This window comes from Paenibacillus sp. JGP012, assembly GCF_014203995.1.
Classification (GTDB): domain Bacteria; phylum Bacillota; class Bacilli; order Paenibacillales; family Paenibacillaceae; genus Paenibacillus; species Paenibacillus silvae.
This window is the reverse complement of record NZ_JACHKG010000005.1, coordinates 263,371-280,708: the sequence shown is the minus strand read 5'-3', so window position 1 is coordinate 280,708 and position 17,338 is coordinate 263,371. Positions and strand designations below refer to the sequence as shown.

Below are 17,338 nucleotides of genomic sequence, written 5' to 3'. Positions count from 1 at the left end.
TGTTCATCCTGCGGATAACCAAGATCAGGATACCCCAACCCGCTTGGCAAGCCGAACCGTGCACACGGTAAGCCTCCCTGCGTGAGGCTGCCTTGTACCGCACCTGCAGCATCGCCAAGCCGAGCATCGCAGGGCGCTGTCCTTCTTTTTCGGGACAACGCTGCATAAGCATTACATATAAGCCTATGGCTCATCCCGCAGGGGAGGGACGCTTCAATGATGCGAAAGAGATGGCGAAGCCGAAGACGGCGGCCCAAGCCGCCAAGCGGCAGACGCAAGGTGTGGTTCATTGTTTTGCTCGTGGCAGCGTTTTGTTTAATGCAGGGATTTGCATATGTGGACAAAAAGATGAAACCTCCCATTATGCACCTCGCCAAAATTCGGGTGAAGCAGATTGCAACAGAGGCAATTAACAAAGCGATTACGGCCCAGGTCGCTGAAGGCAAGACAACAGAAGGGCTGATTGATTGGAAAACGGATACGAAGGGCAAAGTATCGGGGTTCATGCTGAACTATAACGAGCATATGCGAATTACGGCAAGCACAATGAATGTGGTACAGTCTACACTTCAGAACGTGCATATGTTGAAGGAAAAAATCCCGCTAGGTCAGGCTTTGGGCAGCCCTGTGCTGGCCTCGTTTGGCCCAAGTATTCCCGTTCGGATTGAACCGCAGGGTGCAGTGAAGGTGGATCTGAATACCCGCCAGCAGAATGCAGGCATTAACATGATTCTGGTCGAGGTATATATCCACATTATTGCTGAAGTTGCTGTGGTGGTGCCTTTTGACATGGAGCCGGAGACGGTGGATACCGAAATACCTATTTCTTATCTGCTCGTGGTTGGTGATGTACCGATGTATTATTACGATAATCAGGGCAAGCCGGTTGGCAGCAACGGCAGCAATGCTCCAGCAATCGCGCTCCCGTCAGGTCAATCAGGGGTATCCAGCGGTGGCAGTGGTCATACGGGGACGGAGAATGGTACAGGTGCAAATGGCGGGAACAGCGCCGGTGGAACATCTGGACCACTTCAGGAACAGCCTCAGACTCCGCAGCAGGCACCGGGCAGTGGTGCGCAGTCGAACGGGCTGGAGCTTGAACTGGACCCGCCTGATCTGAACGGCAATTCCTCTGGTCAGAGCGGGCATCCATAAGTGAACGGCAAAGAAGGCCTCTCGCATCATGCGAAGGCCCTTTTTGCATCAGGTTTTCGTACCGAAAATTCTTTTTGCTTACTGAAGATTTTGTTTGTGTTCCGGGAAATCTATTTGCTTTTTTTATTTTTCTGACGGCGTTCATCCTGCTCCCAGTGTCTGAGCAGCGGATAGGGATCGAAGGACCATTCATGCAAGCCGCTGTCCCGATATATGCCATAATGAAGATGTGGAGGGAATTTGCCTTGCGTTCCCGGTTTGCCGTAGCCAGAGCTGCCTACCCAGCCTACAACCTGACCTGGAGTAACGACATCACCGATCTTGACCCCTTTATCAAAGCCGCTCAGATGAGCGTAATAGTGATAATGATTATTCAGATCCCGGATACCTATACGCCATCCTCCAAACGGATTCCAGCCTTTGATCTCCACCATCCCATAACAGGTGCTGCGAACGGGCAGACCGTGAGGAGCGAAGATATCGGTTCCTTCATGGATGCGGTAGCCGCCCCAGCTGCGCTTGGTTCCCCAGGTGCTGCGGTACGAATAGTTGGTGCCCAAAGGCACCGGGAAGGCGTGTCCAAACAAATCGAGCTTGTCAAAATGCTCATATAATTTCGCAAATTGCTGTATCCGTTGAACTGCCCTGGAGTTATGGTAATACTCCCACAGACCAATGGCGAAATCCTCCTGCTTGCTGCCGTACTGCTGTATGATCGAGGCCATGCTGTACAACACATCCAGATCATTGTTAGGGTCTGCAACCCCGTCTCCAGAGCCATCCCGACCGTTTCCGTTGAAAAAAAGAATGGAGGCCGGATGCTGGTCCGTTTCATCCGGGTTCAGCCATCCTCTCCATGCCGGAGCAGTCATAAAAATGCCGGTTAACCGTTCGGGATGCTTGCGATCCTTCGGGTGGGCACGTGTGATGGTTCGCTCATATTGATCAATAGCGGCGAGTCTGTACCATGGAATTTGTGTCATCTGCCCGATACTTTCATACAGATGGCGCCTTGCGGCGAAGATATCAGCAGGTTTAGGCTCGGTAGCTTGTGCAGCAGGCGCCGTTTGCTGCACAGATTTACCGTGAACATCAGCAGGCAGGAATGGGAGAAGCAGCGCGCCTGCGAGTATCGTTTTCAAGCAAAAGCCATAGGTGTTGCGAAATATGCAGTACTGTTGCACAGGGAAGCAGCCCCTTTCCGTTAAGATGATGCACATGTGCCCGATAAATCAAGCTATACCCTAGCGTTCTTCAAAAGCCCTGATTTTATCCATGTCAGCTTGAAAGCACAAGATGTGACAAATGGGGGTTTTTCCAAGCCTTTCATGGTATAATATGTTCCGAGCAACAGCCTAACTTCAGGTAGAAAGAAGGTTTATGCATTGGCTAAACGTGTGAAAGAACCGAAACCGGACTGGATTCGGATTAAATTGACAACTGGAGACAACTATCAGGAAATTAAAAACATGATGCGTTCCAAAACATTGCATACCGTATGTGAGGAAGCACGGTGCCCGAATATTTATGAATGCTGGGCGAATCGAACAGCTACTTTTATGATTTTAGGGGATATTTGTACAAGAGCATGCCGATTCTGCGCAGTCAATACCGGTTTGCCTACAGAGCTTGATTTGCAGGAGCCGGAGCGTGTCGCGGAAGCAGCTGAGCAGATGAACCTGCAGCATTGTGTTATTACAAGTGTAGCCCGGGACGACTTGAAGGACGGAGGGGCTTCCATCTTTGCAGAGACGGTTAAGGCTGTGCGCAGACGCTTGCCGTTGTGCAGTGTAGAGGTGCTTATCCCGGATTTCATGGGAGATCGGGATTCACTGCAGATCGTTATGGATGCCAAGCCGGATATTCTGAACCATAACATTGAAACGGTTGAGCGGTTGTCAGATAAAGTGCGTGCCAAAGCAAAGTATAAACGTTCTCTGGAACTGCTTGCTCGTGCGAAAGAGATGCAGCCTAACATCCCGACGAAATCAAGCATTATGCTCGGTGTCGGTGAGGAATATAATGAAATTTTGGCAACGATGGATGATCTTCGCGCGGTGAACTGTGATATTATGACGATTGGTCAATACTTGCAGCCATCCGAGAAACATCTGTTTGTAGAAAAGTACTACCCGCCTGAAGAATTCGCAGCATTGAAGCAGGAAGGGCTGAAGCGTGGATTCAGTCACGTGGAATCCGGTCCGATGGTTCGCAGTTCTTACCATGCACATGAGCAGGTGAAATCAGCGAATCAGCATGCGGAACAGGCGGCAACACACGCATGATGGAGGAGTCCGGATTGGAACAGGATAAAAATAGGGAAGACCAGCAGCAGACGCAGGAGACTGTGCAGGAAACCGTTCAGGAAAAACCTAAAGCCCCTGTCATTGTGCAGGTCGGCAGCAAAAATTATGAAATTGTTCAGAACCACAAAGAGGGCTGGAATCCTGAAGTGTTTCGTGACCGGTACAGTGAAGTGCTGGAGCGGTATGACTATATTATTGGCGATTGGGGTTACAGCCAGCTGAGACTCAAGGGGTTTTATCGGGACAATCATCCCAAAGCAACCAAAGATTCAACGATCTCTTATATGGTGGATTACATTAACGAATACTGTAACTTTGGCTGTGCCTACTTTGTGCTTCAAAAGTGCAAAGAGCAGCCTCAAGCCAAAGCAAAAAGCGGTTCCTGAGAAGGACCGCTTTTTTAATGCTTTTTCTATCCAATGATAATCTCTGTCAAGCATGATTCGGCTGCATTAATCCAGGAAGGCTGTCCGAACCCGGTTCCAGAACGGATACGGGCGAAACCGCGCAAAGCTGACCTTCTGCTGTGACACCTGACATCGTACCGAGATCAGATCCTCAACCATCACATTGACATGATCAATCGTTAGCAGCAGACGCTGATCTTTACGTGAGAAAATGTCGCAATGATGATGCTTGGGCAAAATGACGGGTGAACCTAGTGTTCGATACACACGGTTGTTGATCGAGGCAATTTCCGCAATCTGGATCGCATCAATCGTTGGATGCACCATGGCGCCGCCAAGCGCTTTGTTGTAAGCTGTACTGCCCGATGGTGTAGATACGCAGATGCCATCGCCCCGAAACATCTCAAATGTAACGTCGTTGATGTCCACCTGAGCCACGACCGTACCGTCAACCCCTTTTAACGTAAATTCATTCAGTGCGATGTAAGAGGCGTTGCCTGACTTTTTACGAATCTCCAGCTCCAATAGAGGGTACTGCACAATACGTGGCTTGAGGAGGTCAGGATCACCTTTACCGCTCATTAATCGCACCAATTCCCTTAATTCTTCCTTCTTCCAGTCGGCATAGAAGCCGAGATGGCCTGTATGAACCCCAACAAAAGCAATGTCCGGAATGCGGTCGATGAAATTGTGAAAAGCCTGAAGCATCGTACCATCGCCTCCGATGGAGATGACAATCTCCGGCGATTCTGCATCCAGTTTGAACCCTTCTTCCTTCGCCAGCGCATGAAACTGCTGACTGAGATCAATTGATAACTGGTCTCCGCGGTCTTGAACATAGTATCTCAAGATGAAAGCTCCTTTGTGGTCATTATACTACCGATGATAATCAATTCCGCGCCAGAACACAACGTTCGATTGAACTTCCGGACAAACTATTTGCACAAAGCCTATTTTTTGCCACGTTTGATCATGAGCTTTGAACCCATCCAGGCAAGACATAACATTAGGAAAAGTACAGAACTGAACACGCTGATTCCTGTTATGCCGATATGTTTCCATTCTGGCGAATAGGCATACGGAGGCATAAATGCATCATTCACAAAAGCAGGAGAAGCCATGCTGCCCATCAGCAGCGGCCATAACAAAACAACAAGCAGTGGTGCAATGGCTGCATGAATTGCTCTTGCCAGTAAGAACGGTCCGTACCGCATCGGGGTGCTGCTTAACACACTCATAATCTGCGCATGTACGGACAGTCCTCCCCAGGAGAGCACGAAGGAGGCAGCAGCGACTTTGAATACTAGAGGAACGGAGGCAGCGGCAGCTCCTGCTTCCTTGGCGCCAAGAGTTACTTCAAACAAACCTCCGACAAGACTGTGAGACAGTGAAGGCGGCAAAGCGGCGAGATGCAGCCCCTGTTCTGTCAGGCTATACAAAACGCCAAGCCATCCGGTCTGAACCATTAATTCCATAATGACGGAAAAGAATACTACAAGCCCGCCTACGATAATAATAAGGCGAAGGGAAGAGGAGACAGCCTGTCTCAGTAACTCACCCAATGTCCTTCCATCTGCTTGCCTCGCTTCATGCATCGCGTATATGGCGCGCAGGAAGCGGCTGCGATGTTGTTCGTGTGCCACAGGGGGCGCGGCAGAGGAGACATCGGAGCGACCGTGAAAACGCATGAGCATCCCGACAAGCACAGCAGCGGCATAATGAGATGCCACAAGAATCGGAGCGATGGACGTGTTGTGGAAAAAACCGACCGATACCGCTCCGATCATAAAGATCGGATCAGAGGAGGTCGTGAATGCGACCAGACGCTCGCCTTCCTCACGCGTAACCAGCTTCTGCTCCCACAGTTGTGCTGTCAGCTTGGCTCCGGTTGGATAACCTGAAGCGCAGCTTACTGCAAATACAAAGCCTCCGCTTCCCGGAACACGAAAAAGGGGGCGCATAAGTGGATTAAGCAGTGTGCCGAGAAAATGTACGATACCAAAGCCGAGCAGCAGCTCGGACAATACAAGAAAGGGGAACAGTGAAGGAAACAGCACGTCCCACCAGATGGCTAAACCTCTGACGCCTGCATGCCAGGTCTCTGCCGGATATAGCGCCATCAGGGTACAGAAGATCAGGAGAGCCAGTGTAATCAGCAAGGGGATGACGCGCTGAGCAGCAGTCATGAATTTTTCTCCTTTATGGTTGAAATGAATGATCTGCAGCCGATCAAGGGCTTTTGCCATCAATATATGAGAAAAAGCGGACAAACAGTACAAAATAATTATAAGAAAGCGTTTGCAAAAGTGGCTGTGTTTTTAAATGATGTATGCTAAAATAGGTAAAACGCCTGAACGTCACCTAATGGTCAATAAGGTGGAATCAATAAGGATGGAGTGATGATCATGAGTCTTGTCGCCGGAGTCCTGGTCTGTGCATTTGTGTATGTTATACGTGCCTCACTGGTACGTACCGAAGAGGAAGATTGGCGAAGTTATTAATGGAATATGCGGTGCGCCAGCCTTATGGGTGGCGCTTTTTTTGTCTTTTTTTGATAGAATGGAGATGCTGGCTTTAAGGGCTAGGTAGTTGACTTACTGTTCACCATGTTCATGAGACGTGTATTATATTGCAAAATTCGACATCAGGAAGAGGTGAGAACCATGAATCCCAGTTTAAGCATTTATGATAATCTTGGAGGTGCTCAAGGCGTTCGTGCATTGGTTGAGGCTTTTTATCCGATTGTATTGCAGAATGAACAGCTTGCACCTCTTTTCCCGGAAGATATTCAGCCGGTAATAGACAAACAGTACATGTTCCTGTCTCAATTTTTTGGAGGACCGGCGTTGTTCTCCGAGGCTTACGGACATCCGATGATGCGAGCTCGTCATATGCATTTTGAAGTAACGGTTGAGCGAGCAGAAGCATGGCTTGCCTGCATGAATCAGGCGTTAACACAGATTGGTGTAGAGGAGCCTCTGCATTCGTTTATTTTGCAGCGCTTATCAGGGCCGGCGCACCATTTTGTGAATACGCCATAGTTCCAAATACAAGACAAGCCTGACGGGAGAGGGATGGAACAAGTGGAATTAGAGCCGCTGTATAAGGTGAAGGTGAAGTGTCATTATTGCGAGACCGAATTTGAAACCTCACGGGTAAGACCTAGCTTGAAACGGCCTTACCGGACAGATTCTGATTTTTGCGCGTATTACAAACAGGAGAATCCCGATTTTTATGTCGTTCGGATCTGTCCTTCGTGCGGATTCGCTTCGACAGAAAATTCAACGGTCAACTTGAGTGATATGCAGCGCAAGGCGTTTATGGAGCAGATTGGTAACCGCTGGGTCAAGCGGGATTATAGTGGTGCAAGAAATTTGGAACAGGCACTCGCTACATACAAACTTGGCTTGTTGTGTGCTCAGGTGATACAGGAGAAGGATCGCGTTGTTGCTGGTCTGCTGCATCATATCGCCTGGCTGTACAGATATATGGAGGATCATGCACAGGAGCATCGTTTCCTTGAATTCAGTCTGGAAGCATACGTCAAAGTGTTCGAACGGGAAGGTACAGGCGGTAATGAAGCAAAGCTGCTGTATTTGCTCGGGGAGCTGAATCGCAGGGTTGGTCGATTTCATGAGGCGGTCCAATGGTTTGGACGAGTTATTCATGACAAGCGCATTACGGATGCTGCCATGATCCGGGCTTCAAGGGAACAGTGGGCGCTGCTGCGTGAACAGATGTTATCCAGCAAAATGGAGCTGCCAGAGGAAATGCTGGAGGCAGACAAAGAGGCTGCGAAGCGCAGCCCCCTTTAGTCTGATCTCATATCAATTAGCGGATAGGCCGACTGGCCAACAGATAATCGTTATCGGTGTCAATGACGGTTATGCTGCTGTTACAGCAAGGGAAAACAAGTAATTTCTTTTTTCCTTCACGGATACGGATGAGTTCCTTAGGTTTAAGGGGTAACAGTACATTGTTTGTGTCACAGAAGGGGCACTGCTGCACGTAAATATCCCCCATAATGATGTCATATGGCCAGCTGTTCTCAAAAGGAATCATTCCGCGCTGCCTTCTTTGTCCGCAGGTTTGGCCGCTTCTTCCTTTGCGAGTTCTGCAATCTTCTGCATGAGAATATGTTGAGGCATATGCATCAGATGCTCCAGAGGCACGCCGAGAGATGCTGCTAGTTTGACGGCAGTTTCAGCCGATACTTGTAAAGGTTTCATACATTGACCTCCTGAAAAGTTGTTGCATTATTTCTCTAGTATAGAGATACGTTGCGTATAAAACCAGTTTTTAATTCAAAGTGTTACATTGAATCTACAGAAAGAGGTGCCTTAATTAGATGAAAATGCCATTACACCCTGTTTGGGATCTGGAGTCCATCTTTAGTGGAGGTTCTTCTTCCGAAGCATTCGCCTCATATCTTTACGATCTGGACAAAGATGTACGAACATTGCAGCAAACCCTTCAGCAGATGGCTGCTCCTGCCACGCTGGAAGATGCAGCTGCTTATAAGCCTGTTCTGGAATTGCTGCAAAGCTGTTATGTGCGGATATCGGAGGGCTCTGCCTTCGTATCCTGTCTGTCAGCACAAAATCAGCAGGACAAAAAAGCGGCCCAGCTTCAAGGTACTGTTAGCTCCATTGCCGCAATGCTGAATAGCAGCAAGTCGAAGCTGGATAACCTCTTTAGCGAGACACCGGATGTTGTATGGGATCAATGGCTTGCGCAAGCTGACATACAGCCGCTATCCTTTGTGTTAAACGAAAGCCGGGCTCAGGCTAGAGACAAAATGTCACCTGAACTGGAGGGACTGGCTCTCGATCTGGGTGTTGACGGTTATCATGGCTGGGGTAAGTTTTATAATACCATCGTAAGCAAAGTGAATATTCCGTTTGAGCAGGATGGAGAGACGGTCATGCTGTCTGCAGGACAAGCGGCCAACAAGTTAAGTGATAGTGAGCGTGAAGTTCGTGAGCGGGTATTCGGCTCATGGGAGCAGGCCTGGACCGAGGTTGAAGATTTTTGTGCAGACACACTGAATCATCTTGCGGGATTCCGTCTGAAGCTTTACGAGAAACGTGGCTGGCAGGATATTTTGAAGGAGCCGCTGGCGATTAATCGGATGTCACGACAGACGCTGGATGCGATGTGGGACGTTATTAATGGAACCAAGCCGGTTCTTGTGAAGTATCTGGAACGAAAAGCCAAATTGCTTGGTGTGGATAAGCTGAGCTGGAGCGACGTAGATGCGCCGGTAGGAAAGTCTGTAGGGAAAGTAACGTATGACGAGGCGGCGTTGACGATTGTTGAGCAATTTGCGAGATTCAGTCCGAAACTGTCCAGCTTTGCGGAGATGGCGTTTGAAAAACGCTGGATAGAGGCTGAGGATCGCCCGGGGAAACGTCCAGGAGGCTTTTGCACGTCACTGCCGCTGAGCAAAGCGACTCGCATCTTCATGACGTTCTCCGGTACTGCGTCGAATGTATCCACGCTGGCTCATGAGCTTGGACATGGCTACCATCAGCACATTATGGAAGAACTGCCTGCACTGAATCAGCGTTATGCGATGAACGTGGCTGAGACAGCTTCGACATTTGCCGAGATGATTGTAGCCGATGCTTTGGTGCAGACAGCGCGTGATGAGCAGGAAAAGCTGGCGCTGCTGGAGGATAAAATCCAGCGCAGTGTTGCCTTTTTTATGAACATCCATGCTCGTTTCCTATTTGAAACTCGTTTCTATGAGCAGCGCAAGAAAGGCCTGGTAAGTGCCGACGAGCTCAGCAGATTGATGGTAGAGGCTCAGGAAGAGGCCTTCTGTGGCGTTCTTGCTTCCACTCACCCGCACTTCTGGGCATCCAAACTTCATTTTTATTTGACGGGGGTGCCGTTCTACAACTTCCCTTATACGTTCGGATATATGTTTAGTGCGGGAATCTATGCCCGGGCTCAGCAGGAAGGCACTGCTTTTGCCGATAAATATGATGATCTGCTTCGTGATACGGGTCGGATGACCGTGGAGCAATTGGCTCAGAAACATTTGGGTGCGGACCTGACCCAAGCTGATTTCTGGCAGGCTGCAGCGAATCTGGTTATTGCTGATATAGAGCAATTTATGGAGATGACGGAGAACGTGATTTAGTTTAACGCTTTTCCTTCATAATCATTAATGGTCGTAATTTGATGTCGGGGAGACATGAATTGCGGCCTTTTTTGTTGTGCACACAAGTTTTTTAATTTAAATTATTTTGTCGTAAATCAAGGAAAAAGCTCATTTTAAGGAATGCAAATGGCAATAAATCGCGCAAAATTTAGTAATAATTACCCAAAAATGTTTTATTTTGTTGAATAATTACATATGTTGTCATATAATGAGTCGTAAGTCCTTGTTGTATAGGACTAAAAGCATAATAGGAGGAGTGTTATCATGAAAATGGAACAGCTTTCACTAGCAAGGCAGTTAGATTTGGTATTTAAAGAGCTTGATGAGGAGTTGTCGGGCTTGGATTCAGGGGTGGTTTTTGTGCAAATACGAAATAATATTATCGGAAAGTTTGGTGTTCGACATAATCCGATAACGGGACGGGATGGACAGATGGAATTGGAGGGAGATGGCCTCACGCATGCACAGCGAGTTTCTTTCCGTGCGATGGCGCTGGAGACGCTGAAGTTCAAGCGCAATTGGACTCATGGGGAAATAAGTTATGATTTTACAGTTCGACAGAATATGATTCTGGTGGATGCAACGATGGAATCCAATTATAATATGGCGAACCTGATGATTCGATATCCTAGAACGAATACATATCTGGACTCAAACAGGGAATCATCATAACAAAATAAAGCGGCACTTCCGAAGAAGGCCGCCTTTCCGTTCAAGCTCTACTCAGGGCAGAAGCAATAATTTCGAGCTTACGAACGACCCGATAATTGCTGCTCAGCGATTTGTACCAGACGTTTGGTGATATAACCACCCAGAGAACCTGTCTCACGGGAAGTGTAGTTACCGTAGTAACCATCTTGCGGGATTGTTACACCCAGCTCTTGTGCAGCTTCCATTTTCAATTGTTGCAATGCTGCATTCGCTTGAGGAACAACCAGATTGTTAGAGCGGCTTCCGCTACCTTGGTTTTGGCTTCCGTACATATGTCTCACCTCCTTATAGGTTGGTGATGTTAGTATGGATCGGAAAAGCGGAAATATACATGATATGGCGTAAGGGAATATATGGATAATCAAAAAGATTCATGTCAACTTAAACAGCCGATCCATTGCGGATCGGCTGCTTTTTGTACAGGAGCATATATATAAGTTGAACTATTTATTTACACGTGAACGGAGAGGACAGAAAAAACCTGAAAAAGCGGAGCGGTCGCCTGAAAGCTTTCTGCAAGAAAGCTACATCGGAAGCATACGCTTATCACCGGATTTTGCCCTTTGGAAAAGGGAATCCAAAAAATCTGGGGATAACAGCGATTGGAAGGTTGTTCTGTCATCGGAGTGGATTGTGTAAAATCTTTAGTTCAACTTATATAGTTATGAAAATATTAGCCGAACGAATGGATTCATATCATCATCCAGACTGGTTCATTTGTTCGTTGAAACAACTTCAATTTTTGAGGTCAACTCGACGGGCTGTTCTGGCTCAAGCCGAATCAATCCTGTGATATCATCAGTCATGGGCAGGTTCGGTGCATCTGGCAGCCAAGTGTAGGGTTCAATGCACAAAAATTGATCTGATTCACCCTTGGTATACAGAACCCAATGTTTGAAAAAAGCTTCATCCACTGAATATTTCAGTGTATATCCATCTTTTCTTCGCAAATGAGCGACAGCCGGTTTGCCTTCCGCAGCACGAAGCAGTGTATCCCAGTTCCGGCCTTGCATATTAATGCCTTCGCTGATGGAGGACCATTCATCATGTAAAGCTTCTATTTCGCCTGTAGGCAGCTGCTCTTTATTTTGGGCATATAATCCGGAAACCGGCAGCTGGAGCGTCCAGTCGGCAGGCTGTCCGTCGAGCAAGAACCATGTATGATATCCCATTCCGAATGGAGCAGGTGTTGTGCTCAGGTTAGTGACACGCAGTCGTTGGGTCAGCACAGCATTTTGCAGGCTGAACGTCATTTCAAGCTTCAACAGGATGGGGAATTGCTCCATCCAGTGCTTTTCATTTTCGGTCAATAATTCGGTTGTGATGGTACATCCATCTTCATCTTCTTCAATATCACTGACACACCAGGCCTGGCTGCGATGGAGACCATGAATATGGTTGCCATGCTCCGTATTTTGATCGAACTGATAACGTACACCTTCATATTCGAATTGCCCCTGGTGAATGCGTCCAGGTGGTATAAGCAGCGGAACCCCGAAATGATATGGCTTCTGTAAATAGAAGGCCAGATCATTCTCGTCTGGACGGCGAACAATATCCCGGTTATGCACAAGATCGCGAATCGAAATGATATTATTTCCCAGGCGTGGCAGCAGGGTGATTTCCAATTCACGGCTATGTAGGATATACGTGTCGTAACCATTCCATTGACCTTTGGTCACTTGTTTCATATCGATGCTCCTTTTCCCACTTGAAATCTGTCTGCATCAGTACGTGTTGCTGCACTGCTGCAGGCGTGTCATTGTTGTGTTCATGCCAGCTTGTCGTGTAACATCCTGCAAGCTGCTTCTAAAGACATGGCAGGATGGCACTACCATCATAACAGATTTTAAACGATCGGGAAAAAAAACGCATCCCATTTTGACATTCTGGCTCCCGCGCATTAAGATGGAATTCTGAACGTTATTTATGAATTAAATGATGTCAACGCGATGACAGGGACAAGTAGGTAAGGAATATTCTCTTCAGAAAGCCAGTGGTAGATGCGAACTGGTGTGAAATCTTTGCTGAATGGACCCTTGAGTGTATAACTGAACAGGCACTGCCACTGCAAGGCGGTCTCAGTAGGTATACCGGGTATTCCACGTTAAGGAACAATGAAGGCTTTTCATTTGTTATGCTGCTTGTCAGTATAACGGGAGAACAAGCGAATAAGGGTGGCACCACGGTCTCACGTCCCTTGCGGATGTGGGGCTTTTTTGCGTTCGCAGGTTGAATTAGCAGGAGCCCACAGGCTGCGAGATCATTATTATCAATGAAATCAGGGAGGTTTATGATGATGAAAACAGTATTATCAGGCATTCAGCCAAGCGGTAAGTTGACATTAGGGAATTACATCGGCGCGATTAAAAATTTTGTGAAATTGCAGCATGACTACAAGTGTCATTTTATGGTTGTAGATCTGCATGCAGTTACCGTGCCGCAGGAGCCGGCAGCGCTTCGCGAGCAATCCGAGGCCGTTGCTGCCTTGTTCCTGGCAGCAGGCATTGATGCATCCAAGTCAAATGTATTTTTGCAGTCCCATGTGCCACAGCACGCGGAGCTTGGCTGGTTGATGACTACGCTCACTTCAATGGGTGAGCTGGAACGCATGACACAGTTTAAGGACAAATCCTCCGGTAAAGATTCGGTTGGTGCCGGTCTGTTTGTATATCCGTCTTTGATGGCTGCAGATATTTTGCTGTATAATGCCGATCTTGTGCCTGTCGGTGAGGATCAGAAGCAGCATCTGGAATTGACTCGTGATCTGGCTGGACGCTTTAACCATCGTTATGGAGAGTACTTCACCATTCCCGAGCCTTATATTCCACAGGTGGGCGCGCGCGTGATGTCACTGGATGATGCTTCCTCGAAAATGAGCAAAAGTAATCCGAATGCCGGCAGTTATATCGCTCTGTTAGATCCGCCGGATGTCATTCGCAAAAAAATCAGCCGTGCCACAACAGATTCAGGCCGTGAAGTCGTTTACGATCCGGCCAATAAACCGGAAGTCAGCAATCTGATGAGCATCTATGCAGAATGCGCAGGTATGACACTGAATGAGGTTGCCGAGCGTTACGAAGGAAAAATGTACGGTCCGTTTAAAAAGGAGCTGGCTGAAGTGGTTGTATCTGTCATTGAACCGCTGCAGACAAGATATAATGAAATTCGCGAGTCTGGTGAACTCGCAGAGGTATTAGAAACTTCGGCACGCCGTGCGGAAGAGGTTGCTCAGCAAACGCTGGATGCGGTGAAAGAGCGCATGGGCTTTGTTCCTAGACGCAAGCTGTAATTCGAATGGTATTGAAACAGGGCATAGGATAAGCAGGGTGGACACTCCAGCCTCAGGAAAGTTGAAGGATAGTCCATAGTCAAGCATGTAAATCGTTTATGCTGTTAAAAAAGAGGAGGCGGATGAAAATATCCGTCTCCTCTTTCCTTTGCGCTGGATGATATCGTTAACGAGCCGGGAACGTTAAGAGGTTGATTCGGAAGCCGAACGGGCTTCCTGACGCTCTTTTTTGGCACGAATGATAAATCCCCATACGATATTAGCCATAGAGAGAACAAACAGCAATGTGGCCAGCCAGCCGTTGTAAGAAATCGTGATTGCTGTAACCGTTAACAAAACGATAGATGAAAATGCGAACCATAAGGATAAACCTTTGCTCATTGGGAAAAACCTCCATGTACAAATTTAATGAATTTTCGTATAACCTGAAGCGTGCGAGCCATAATAATCTTGCAAGCTTGCAATACATTACAGACACAGATTGAAAGGAGATTTTAAATATGGCTCAAGGATCTCGCTCTTCTAACAACTTGGTGGTACCTCAAGCGACAGCAGCACTGCAACAATTGAAAATGGAGGCTGCACAGGAACTGGGTGTAACTATTCCACAAGACGGATACTATGGCAACTACACTTCCCGTGAAACCGGATCTTTGGGTGGTTATATCACCAAACGTCTGGTACAAATCGCTGAGCAGTCTCTGGCTGGGTCTGGCAAATAATTATTATACCAAAGCAGCAAAAGCCCGGAGCGGATAACGCTCCGGGCTTTTCCCGCGCAATCATTCCTATATCTGATTGTGCCCCGCAATCCACACCGCGTCAAGGGCGGGCAGATAAAAGTTTTTTATCCATCTTTTCATCACTCAGCCAGCCTACATACGTATCAATGGTTTCGAAATTGCGATCCATCACTACGACCGCGACAAAAGGATACTGTTTCCGGTGTCGATACCGGACATCTGCCCAGCGAACCTTATAACCTGCGGGCAGTTCCTCTACCTCTGCCACCGCGTAAGAAGTGAAGTAGAGGAACGCACTTACTTCCGGTGATTTACGTGAAGCGGCTACAGCGGCATGAGTGGATGAAGTGGCATGAAGGCTCCAGGTCAGCTCATTTCCGTCTATTTTGCCCAGCTCATAACTGCCATCCTTGTTCGTTTTTACAACGTGCCAACGGCTCCAGGAAATGGTGGGAATGACGATGTACTTGGCAGGCTCCGGGCTGTTGTCCATCTGTTTCACTTTTCGGGCTACCAGTGCGCGGGCGATCGTACGCCAGATATAATATACTCCAATCAGAATATACATCGAGGTGAAGAGTGGAGCAGGCTGCACCAGATCAAAGGCCCATAGCAGAATAGCAATAACATGAGTTGTGAACAGGAACGGGTCAAAAATATGAATGACGTTCCACGCAATCCAGCGTTCCGTAAAAGGCCGTGCGGCCTGGGTTCCATACGTATTAAACAAGTCAGTGAATACATGCACGCCTACAGCGACAGCGGTCCAGAGAACGACGTGTGCAAGGGGAATTCCCTGGAAGATTAATCCGATTACTCCTGTAATCATGAGCACCCATAGCAATAAAAATGGCAGTGAGTGGGACATCCCTCGATGATTCCGAATGTAGAGTGAATTGCTTTTGAAACGCAGAGCAGTATCAATGTCCGGGGCCTGGGAGCCTGCAATGGTGCCAACCATGACCGCGGCAGCGAGCATTGGATCAGCAGCAACAACAGGATCAATGTAGGCGAGCCCGGCCAGACCAATGCCCATGACAAAATGTGTAGAGGTATCCATAAACGTCTCCTTTATGAGGTATATCGTGTTCCAGCATTATACTTCTCTATCTAGGTGATACCCATATCTAGTGTATATTATCCGCCTGTATAGATGCAAAACAGGAATAACTTTGACAGGAATCTGTCCGATTTCCAACAAATGTACGAACATTGTCAAACTATTCAGTGAATTCCTGTGATAAAATTTATATCGGATGTGATCGACAATAGGGTCACTATTTTATACATATGTACCACTGAACCATCGCGATAACGCAAAATTTAAAGGATATGTGCTCAATCGGTTGAATCATGTGACGTTAGAAAACACCAGGTATGCGATCACGCTGAAGAGTGTTGGTGTTGATCAAAGATGTATGCGTATTCACCTTTATATTGTTAGGAGGAAGAGAAGAGGATGCAGGTCATAAAGAAATACAAATGGACTTGGATATTGCTTGGAATTGCCCTGATTATGGCGGTGTATTTAATGTGGAATACGGCGTTTGCCAGCAAGGAGAAATTACCCGAGATTCGGGAGATCCAATCGTTCTCCATGGAAAATGTAGACGGGCGCACCGTATCGCTGGCGGATACGAAAGGTAAAGTGCGATTGTTCTACTTTTATTTTACCAGCTGCCCTGATGTGTGTCCGATTACGACATTTACACTGTCTCAGATGCAGGACTTGCTGAAAGAGGACGGTACGTTTGGAGACAAGGCGTCCTTTGTATCCATCTCTTTTGATCCGAAAGTGGATACGAGAGAGAAGATCAAAACGTTTGCCGATCGTTTCCATGCGGACTATTCCGGCTGGTATTTTCTGCGAGGGGATATGGATAAAACAAAGCAGTTCGCCAAGGAATCCTTTCAGATTCTGATTGAAGGCGAGAACAAGGATGATTTTGCCCATATGAATATGATTGGTCTGGTGGATGAGAATAACCAGCTGCGCAAGGTGTATAACGCATTTAACACAGAGGACGTGCAGCCAGAAGTCATTGCTGAGGACATTCGCAGGCTGATCAAGGAATAGAATACCGAAAGTTTAAATTACAGATCAAGTTTCAAGATTAGCGATAGATGAAAGGCTGTCTCCAGTTGATTTAACCGGAAACAGCCTTTGTTGTCGTTGCTCATTTAAAAGGAAGGCTGCTCGGGATATTGAATGTATTCCTCTAACCCGGCCTTCTCCAGTTGAGCAATGATGTATTCGTCAGGTGTGCCTTCAACCCCTGCGTACCCGCGTCTGGTATATATCTGTACGGCATCGGGAAAAGCATCACGCAGCACCCCTCTTATTTTTTTGCCAGAGCTATCATTGTCCATAAATAAATAAACCTCATCATATCCGACTTGCTTGCGCAGCGTCTCCAGTTTGAGGGAGTTCAGTGTGCCAAACGTGCATAAAATGTTAATTTCTGGACCGACCAGACGTTTAAGCTTGCTGCGATCATTTTTACCTTCAACAATGACATGAATAGGCATCTTGTTCACCCCTGATTCGAGAGCTG

21 protein-coding genes and 1 other annotated feature are annotated in these 17,338 nt (G+C 47.5%); of the genes, 11 read left to right on the top strand and 10 right to left on the bottom strand.

Going from position 1 to position 17,338, the window contains the following annotated elements:
- Nucleotides 1-216 precede the first annotated feature (216 nt).
- Nucleotides 217-1,155, top strand: coding sequence for a sporulation protein YunB (gene yunB, locus HNR77_RS09490; protein ID WP_184182916.1), 939 nt, complete (start codon nucleotides 217-219; stop codon nucleotides 1,153-1,155).
- 110 nt (nucleotides 1,156-1,265) lie between these two features.
- Here yunB and HNR77_RS09485 read toward each other — a convergent pair whose 3' ends face one another.
- Complete coding sequence (locus HNR77_RS09485; RefSeq protein WP_184182913.1) at nucleotides 1,266-2,339, bottom strand: M23 family metallopeptidase; 1,074 nt, start codon at nucleotides 2,337-2,339, stop codon at nucleotides 1,266-1,268.
- A gap of 201 nt (nucleotides 2,340-2,540) precedes the next feature.
- Between HNR77_RS09485 and lipA the strand changes: the two genes are divergently transcribed.
- Complete coding sequence (gene lipA / locus HNR77_RS09480; protein ID WP_111269540.1) at nucleotides 2,541-3,440, top strand: lipoyl synthase; 900 nt, start codon at nucleotides 2,541-2,543, stop codon at nucleotides 3,438-3,440.
- A gap of 14 nt (nucleotides 3,441-3,454) precedes the next feature.
- Complete coding sequence (locus tag HNR77_RS09475) at nucleotides 3,455-3,847, top strand: YutD family protein (RefSeq protein ID WP_260410438.1); 393 nt, start codon at nucleotides 3,455-3,457, stop codon at nucleotides 3,845-3,847.
- Between the two features lie 66 nt (nucleotides 3,848-3,913).
- Here HNR77_RS09475 and HNR77_RS09470 read toward each other — a convergent pair whose 3' ends face one another.
- Nucleotides 3,914-4,717 carry an NAD kinase gene (locus tag HNR77_RS09470; protein ID WP_111269539.1) on the bottom strand — a complete coding sequence of 268 codons (804 nt, stop codon included), beginning with the start codon at nucleotides 4,715-4,717 and terminating at the stop codon, nucleotides 3,914-3,916.
- 101 nt (nucleotides 4,718-4,818) lie between these two features.
- Nucleotides 4,819-6,054, bottom strand: coding sequence for a sporulation integral membrane protein YlbJ (gene ylbJ / locus HNR77_RS09465; protein ID WP_184182910.1), 1,236 nt, complete (start codon nucleotides 6,052-6,054; stop codon nucleotides 4,819-4,821).
- A 477-nt stretch (nucleotides 6,055-6,531) separates the two neighbouring features.
- On the opposite strand from ylbJ, the gene HNR77_RS09460 reads away from it, so the two are divergent.
- Together HNR77_RS09460 and HNR77_RS09455 are read left to right on the top strand one after the other, a co-directional pair.
- The gene (locus HNR77_RS09460) at nucleotides 6,532-6,909 is read left to right on the top strand and encodes a globin domain-containing protein (RefSeq protein ID WP_111269537.1); all 378 of its coding nucleotides are present in this window, start codon (nucleotides 6,532-6,534) and stop codon (nucleotides 6,907-6,909) included.
- A gap of 42 nt (nucleotides 6,910-6,951) precedes the next feature.
- Nucleotides 6,952-7,683 (top strand): DUF2225 domain-containing protein, encoded by a 732-nt coding sequence (locus tag HNR77_RS09455; RefSeq protein WP_184183161.1) that lies wholly within the window; start codon nucleotides 6,952-6,954, stop codon nucleotides 7,681-7,683.
- A gap of 16 nt (nucleotides 7,684-7,699) precedes the next feature.
- Here HNR77_RS09455 and HNR77_RS30255 read toward each other — a convergent pair whose 3' ends face one another.
- Together HNR77_RS30255 and HNR77_RS09450 are read right to left on the bottom strand one after the other, a co-directional pair.
- On the bottom strand, nucleotides 7,700-7,930 hold the full coding sequence (locus HNR77_RS30255; RefSeq protein ID WP_111269535.1) for a hypothetical protein: 231 nt from the start codon (nucleotides 7,928-7,930) through the stop codon (nucleotides 7,700-7,702).
- Nucleotides 7,927-8,097, bottom strand: coding sequence for a YycC family protein (locus HNR77_RS09450; RefSeq protein ID WP_184182907.1), 171 nt, complete (start codon nucleotides 8,095-8,097; stop codon nucleotides 7,927-7,929). Before HNR77_RS09450 ends, HNR77_RS30255 begins: the two co-directional genes overlap by 4 nt.
- A gap of 119 nt (nucleotides 8,098-8,216) precedes the next feature.
- Between HNR77_RS09450 and HNR77_RS09445 the strand changes: the two genes are divergently transcribed.
- A complete protein-coding gene (locus HNR77_RS09445) occupies nucleotides 8,217-10,016 on the top strand; it encodes a M3 family oligoendopeptidase (RefSeq protein WP_184182904.1) in 1,800 nt (599 codons plus the stop codon).
- 282 nt (nucleotides 10,017-10,298) lie between these two features.
- Complete coding sequence (locus HNR77_RS09440; protein WP_397366484.1) at nucleotides 10,299-10,709, top strand: O-methyltransferase; 411 nt, start codon at nucleotides 10,299-10,301, stop codon at nucleotides 10,707-10,709.
- Nucleotides 10,710-10,786: 77 nt separating this feature from the next.
- Here HNR77_RS09440 and HNR77_RS09435 read toward each other — a convergent pair whose 3' ends face one another.
- Nucleotides 10,787-11,020, bottom strand: coding sequence for an alpha/beta-type small acid-soluble spore protein (locus tag HNR77_RS09435; protein WP_076211017.1), 234 nt, complete (start codon nucleotides 11,018-11,020; stop codon nucleotides 10,787-10,789).
- Between the two features lie 166 nt (nucleotides 11,021-11,186).
- On the opposite strand from HNR77_RS09435, the gene HNR77_RS09430 reads away from it, so the two are divergent.
- The gene (locus HNR77_RS09430) at nucleotides 11,187-11,387 is read left to right on the top strand and encodes a hypothetical protein (RefSeq protein ID WP_184182899.1); all 201 of its coding nucleotides are present in this window, start codon (nucleotides 11,187-11,189) and stop codon (nucleotides 11,385-11,387) included.
- 74 nt (nucleotides 11,388-11,461) lie between these two features.
- Here the strand turns inward: HNR77_RS09430 and HNR77_RS09425 are convergent, their stop codons facing one another.
- Nucleotides 11,462-12,439, bottom strand: coding sequence for an aldose 1-epimerase (locus tag HNR77_RS09425; protein WP_184182896.1), 978 nt, complete (start codon nucleotides 12,437-12,439; stop codon nucleotides 11,462-11,464).
- Between the two features lie 252 nt (nucleotides 12,440-12,691).
- Nucleotides 12,692-12,952, top strand: a binding site (T-box leader).
- Nucleotides 12,953-13,047: 95 nt separating this feature from the next.
- Between HNR77_RS09425 and trpS the strand changes: the two genes are divergently transcribed.
- A complete protein-coding gene (gene trpS, locus HNR77_RS09420; RefSeq protein ID WP_184182893.1) occupies nucleotides 13,048-14,040 on the top strand; it encodes a tryptophan--tRNA ligase in 993 nt (330 codons plus the stop codon).
- Nucleotides 14,041-14,223: 183 nt separating this feature from the next.
- On the opposite strand, the gene HNR77_RS09415 is transcribed toward trpS, so the two are convergent.
- Entirely contained in the window at nucleotides 14,224-14,421 is a 198-nt protein-coding gene (locus HNR77_RS09415) for a hypothetical protein (protein ID WP_111269529.1), read from the bottom strand.
- 119 nt (nucleotides 14,422-14,540) lie between these two features.
- Between HNR77_RS09415 and HNR77_RS09410 the strand changes: the two genes are divergently transcribed.
- Nucleotides 14,541-14,762: an alpha/beta-type small acid-soluble spore protein gene (locus HNR77_RS09410; protein WP_056702318.1), complete on the top strand. Its 222-nt coding sequence runs from the start codon at nucleotides 14,541-14,543 to the stop codon at nucleotides 14,760-14,762.
- 100 nt (nucleotides 14,763-14,862) lie between these two features.
- Here HNR77_RS09410 and HNR77_RS09405 read toward each other — a convergent pair whose 3' ends face one another.
- Entirely contained in the window at nucleotides 14,863-15,843 is a 981-nt protein-coding gene (locus HNR77_RS09405) for a metal-dependent hydrolase (RefSeq protein ID WP_184182890.1), read from the bottom strand.
- 399 nt (nucleotides 15,844-16,242) lie between these two features.
- On the opposite strand from HNR77_RS09405, the gene HNR77_RS09400 reads away from it, so the two are divergent.
- Nucleotides 16,243-16,860: an SCO family protein gene (locus HNR77_RS09400; protein WP_184182887.1), complete on the top strand. Its 618-nt coding sequence runs from the start codon at nucleotides 16,243-16,245 to the stop codon at nucleotides 16,858-16,860.
- A 104-nt stretch (nucleotides 16,861-16,964) separates the two neighbouring features.
- On the opposite strand, the gene HNR77_RS09395 is transcribed toward HNR77_RS09400, so the two are convergent.
- Nucleotides 16,965-17,312: a toprim domain-containing protein gene (locus HNR77_RS09395; RefSeq protein ID WP_184182884.1), complete on the bottom strand. Its 348-nt coding sequence runs from the start codon at nucleotides 17,310-17,312 to the stop codon at nucleotides 16,965-16,967.
- Nucleotides 17,313-17,338 lie beyond the last annotated feature (26 nt).

Bases quoted from the DNA above. Each gene is read 5' to 3' on its own strand.
- HNR77_RS09450 (WP_184182907.1), bottom strand. From the start codon at position 8,097: ATGAAACCTTTACAAGTATCGGCTGAAACTGCCGTCAAACTAGCAGCA.
- HNR77_RS09405 (WP_184182890.1), bottom strand. From the start codon at position 15,843: ATGGATACCTCTACACATTTTGTCATGGGCATTGGTCTGGCCGGGCTC.
- HNR77_RS09400 (WP_184182887.1), top strand. From the start codon at position 16,243: ATGCAGGTCATAAAGAAATACAAATGGACTTGGATATTGCTTGGAATT.
- trpS (WP_184182893.1), top strand. From the start codon at position 13,048: ATGAAAACAGTATTATCAGGCATTCAGCCAAGCGGTAAGTTGACATTA.
- HNR77_RS09425 (WP_184182896.1), bottom strand. From the start codon at position 12,439: ATGAAACAAGTGACCAAAGGTCAATGGAATGGTTACGACACGTATATC.
- HNR77_RS09435 (WP_076211017.1), bottom strand. From the start codon at position 11,020: ATGTACGGAAGCCAAAACCAAGGTAGCGGAAGCCGCTCTAACAATCTG.
- HNR77_RS09410 (WP_056702318.1), top strand. From the start codon at position 14,541: ATGGCTCAAGGATCTCGCTCTTCTAACAACTTGGTGGTACCTCAAGCG.
- HNR77_RS09395 (WP_184182884.1), bottom strand. From the start codon at position 17,312: ATGCCTATTCATGTCATTGTTGAAGGTAAAAATGATCGCAGCAAGCTT.
- HNR77_RS09445 (WP_184182904.1), top strand. From the start codon at position 8,217: ATGAAAATGCCATTACACCCTGTTTGGGATCTGGAGTCCATCTTTAGT.
- HNR77_RS09415 (WP_111269529.1), bottom strand. From the start codon at position 14,421: ATGAGCAAAGGTTTATCCTTATGGTTCGCATTTTCATCTATCGTTTTG.
- yunB (WP_184182916.1), top strand. From the start codon at position 217: ATGATGCGAAAGAGATGGCGAAGCCGAAGACGGCGGCCCAAGCCGCCA.
- HNR77_RS30255 (WP_111269535.1), bottom strand. From the start codon at position 7,930: ATGATTCCTTTTGAGAACAGCTGGCCATATGACATCATTATGGGGGAT.
- HNR77_RS09460 (WP_111269537.1), top strand. From the start codon at position 6,532: ATGAATCCCAGTTTAAGCATTTATGATAATCTTGGAGGTGCTCAAGGC.
- ylbJ (WP_184182910.1), bottom strand. From the start codon at position 6,054: ATGACTGCTGCTCAGCGCGTCATCCCCTTGCTGATTACACTGGCTCTC.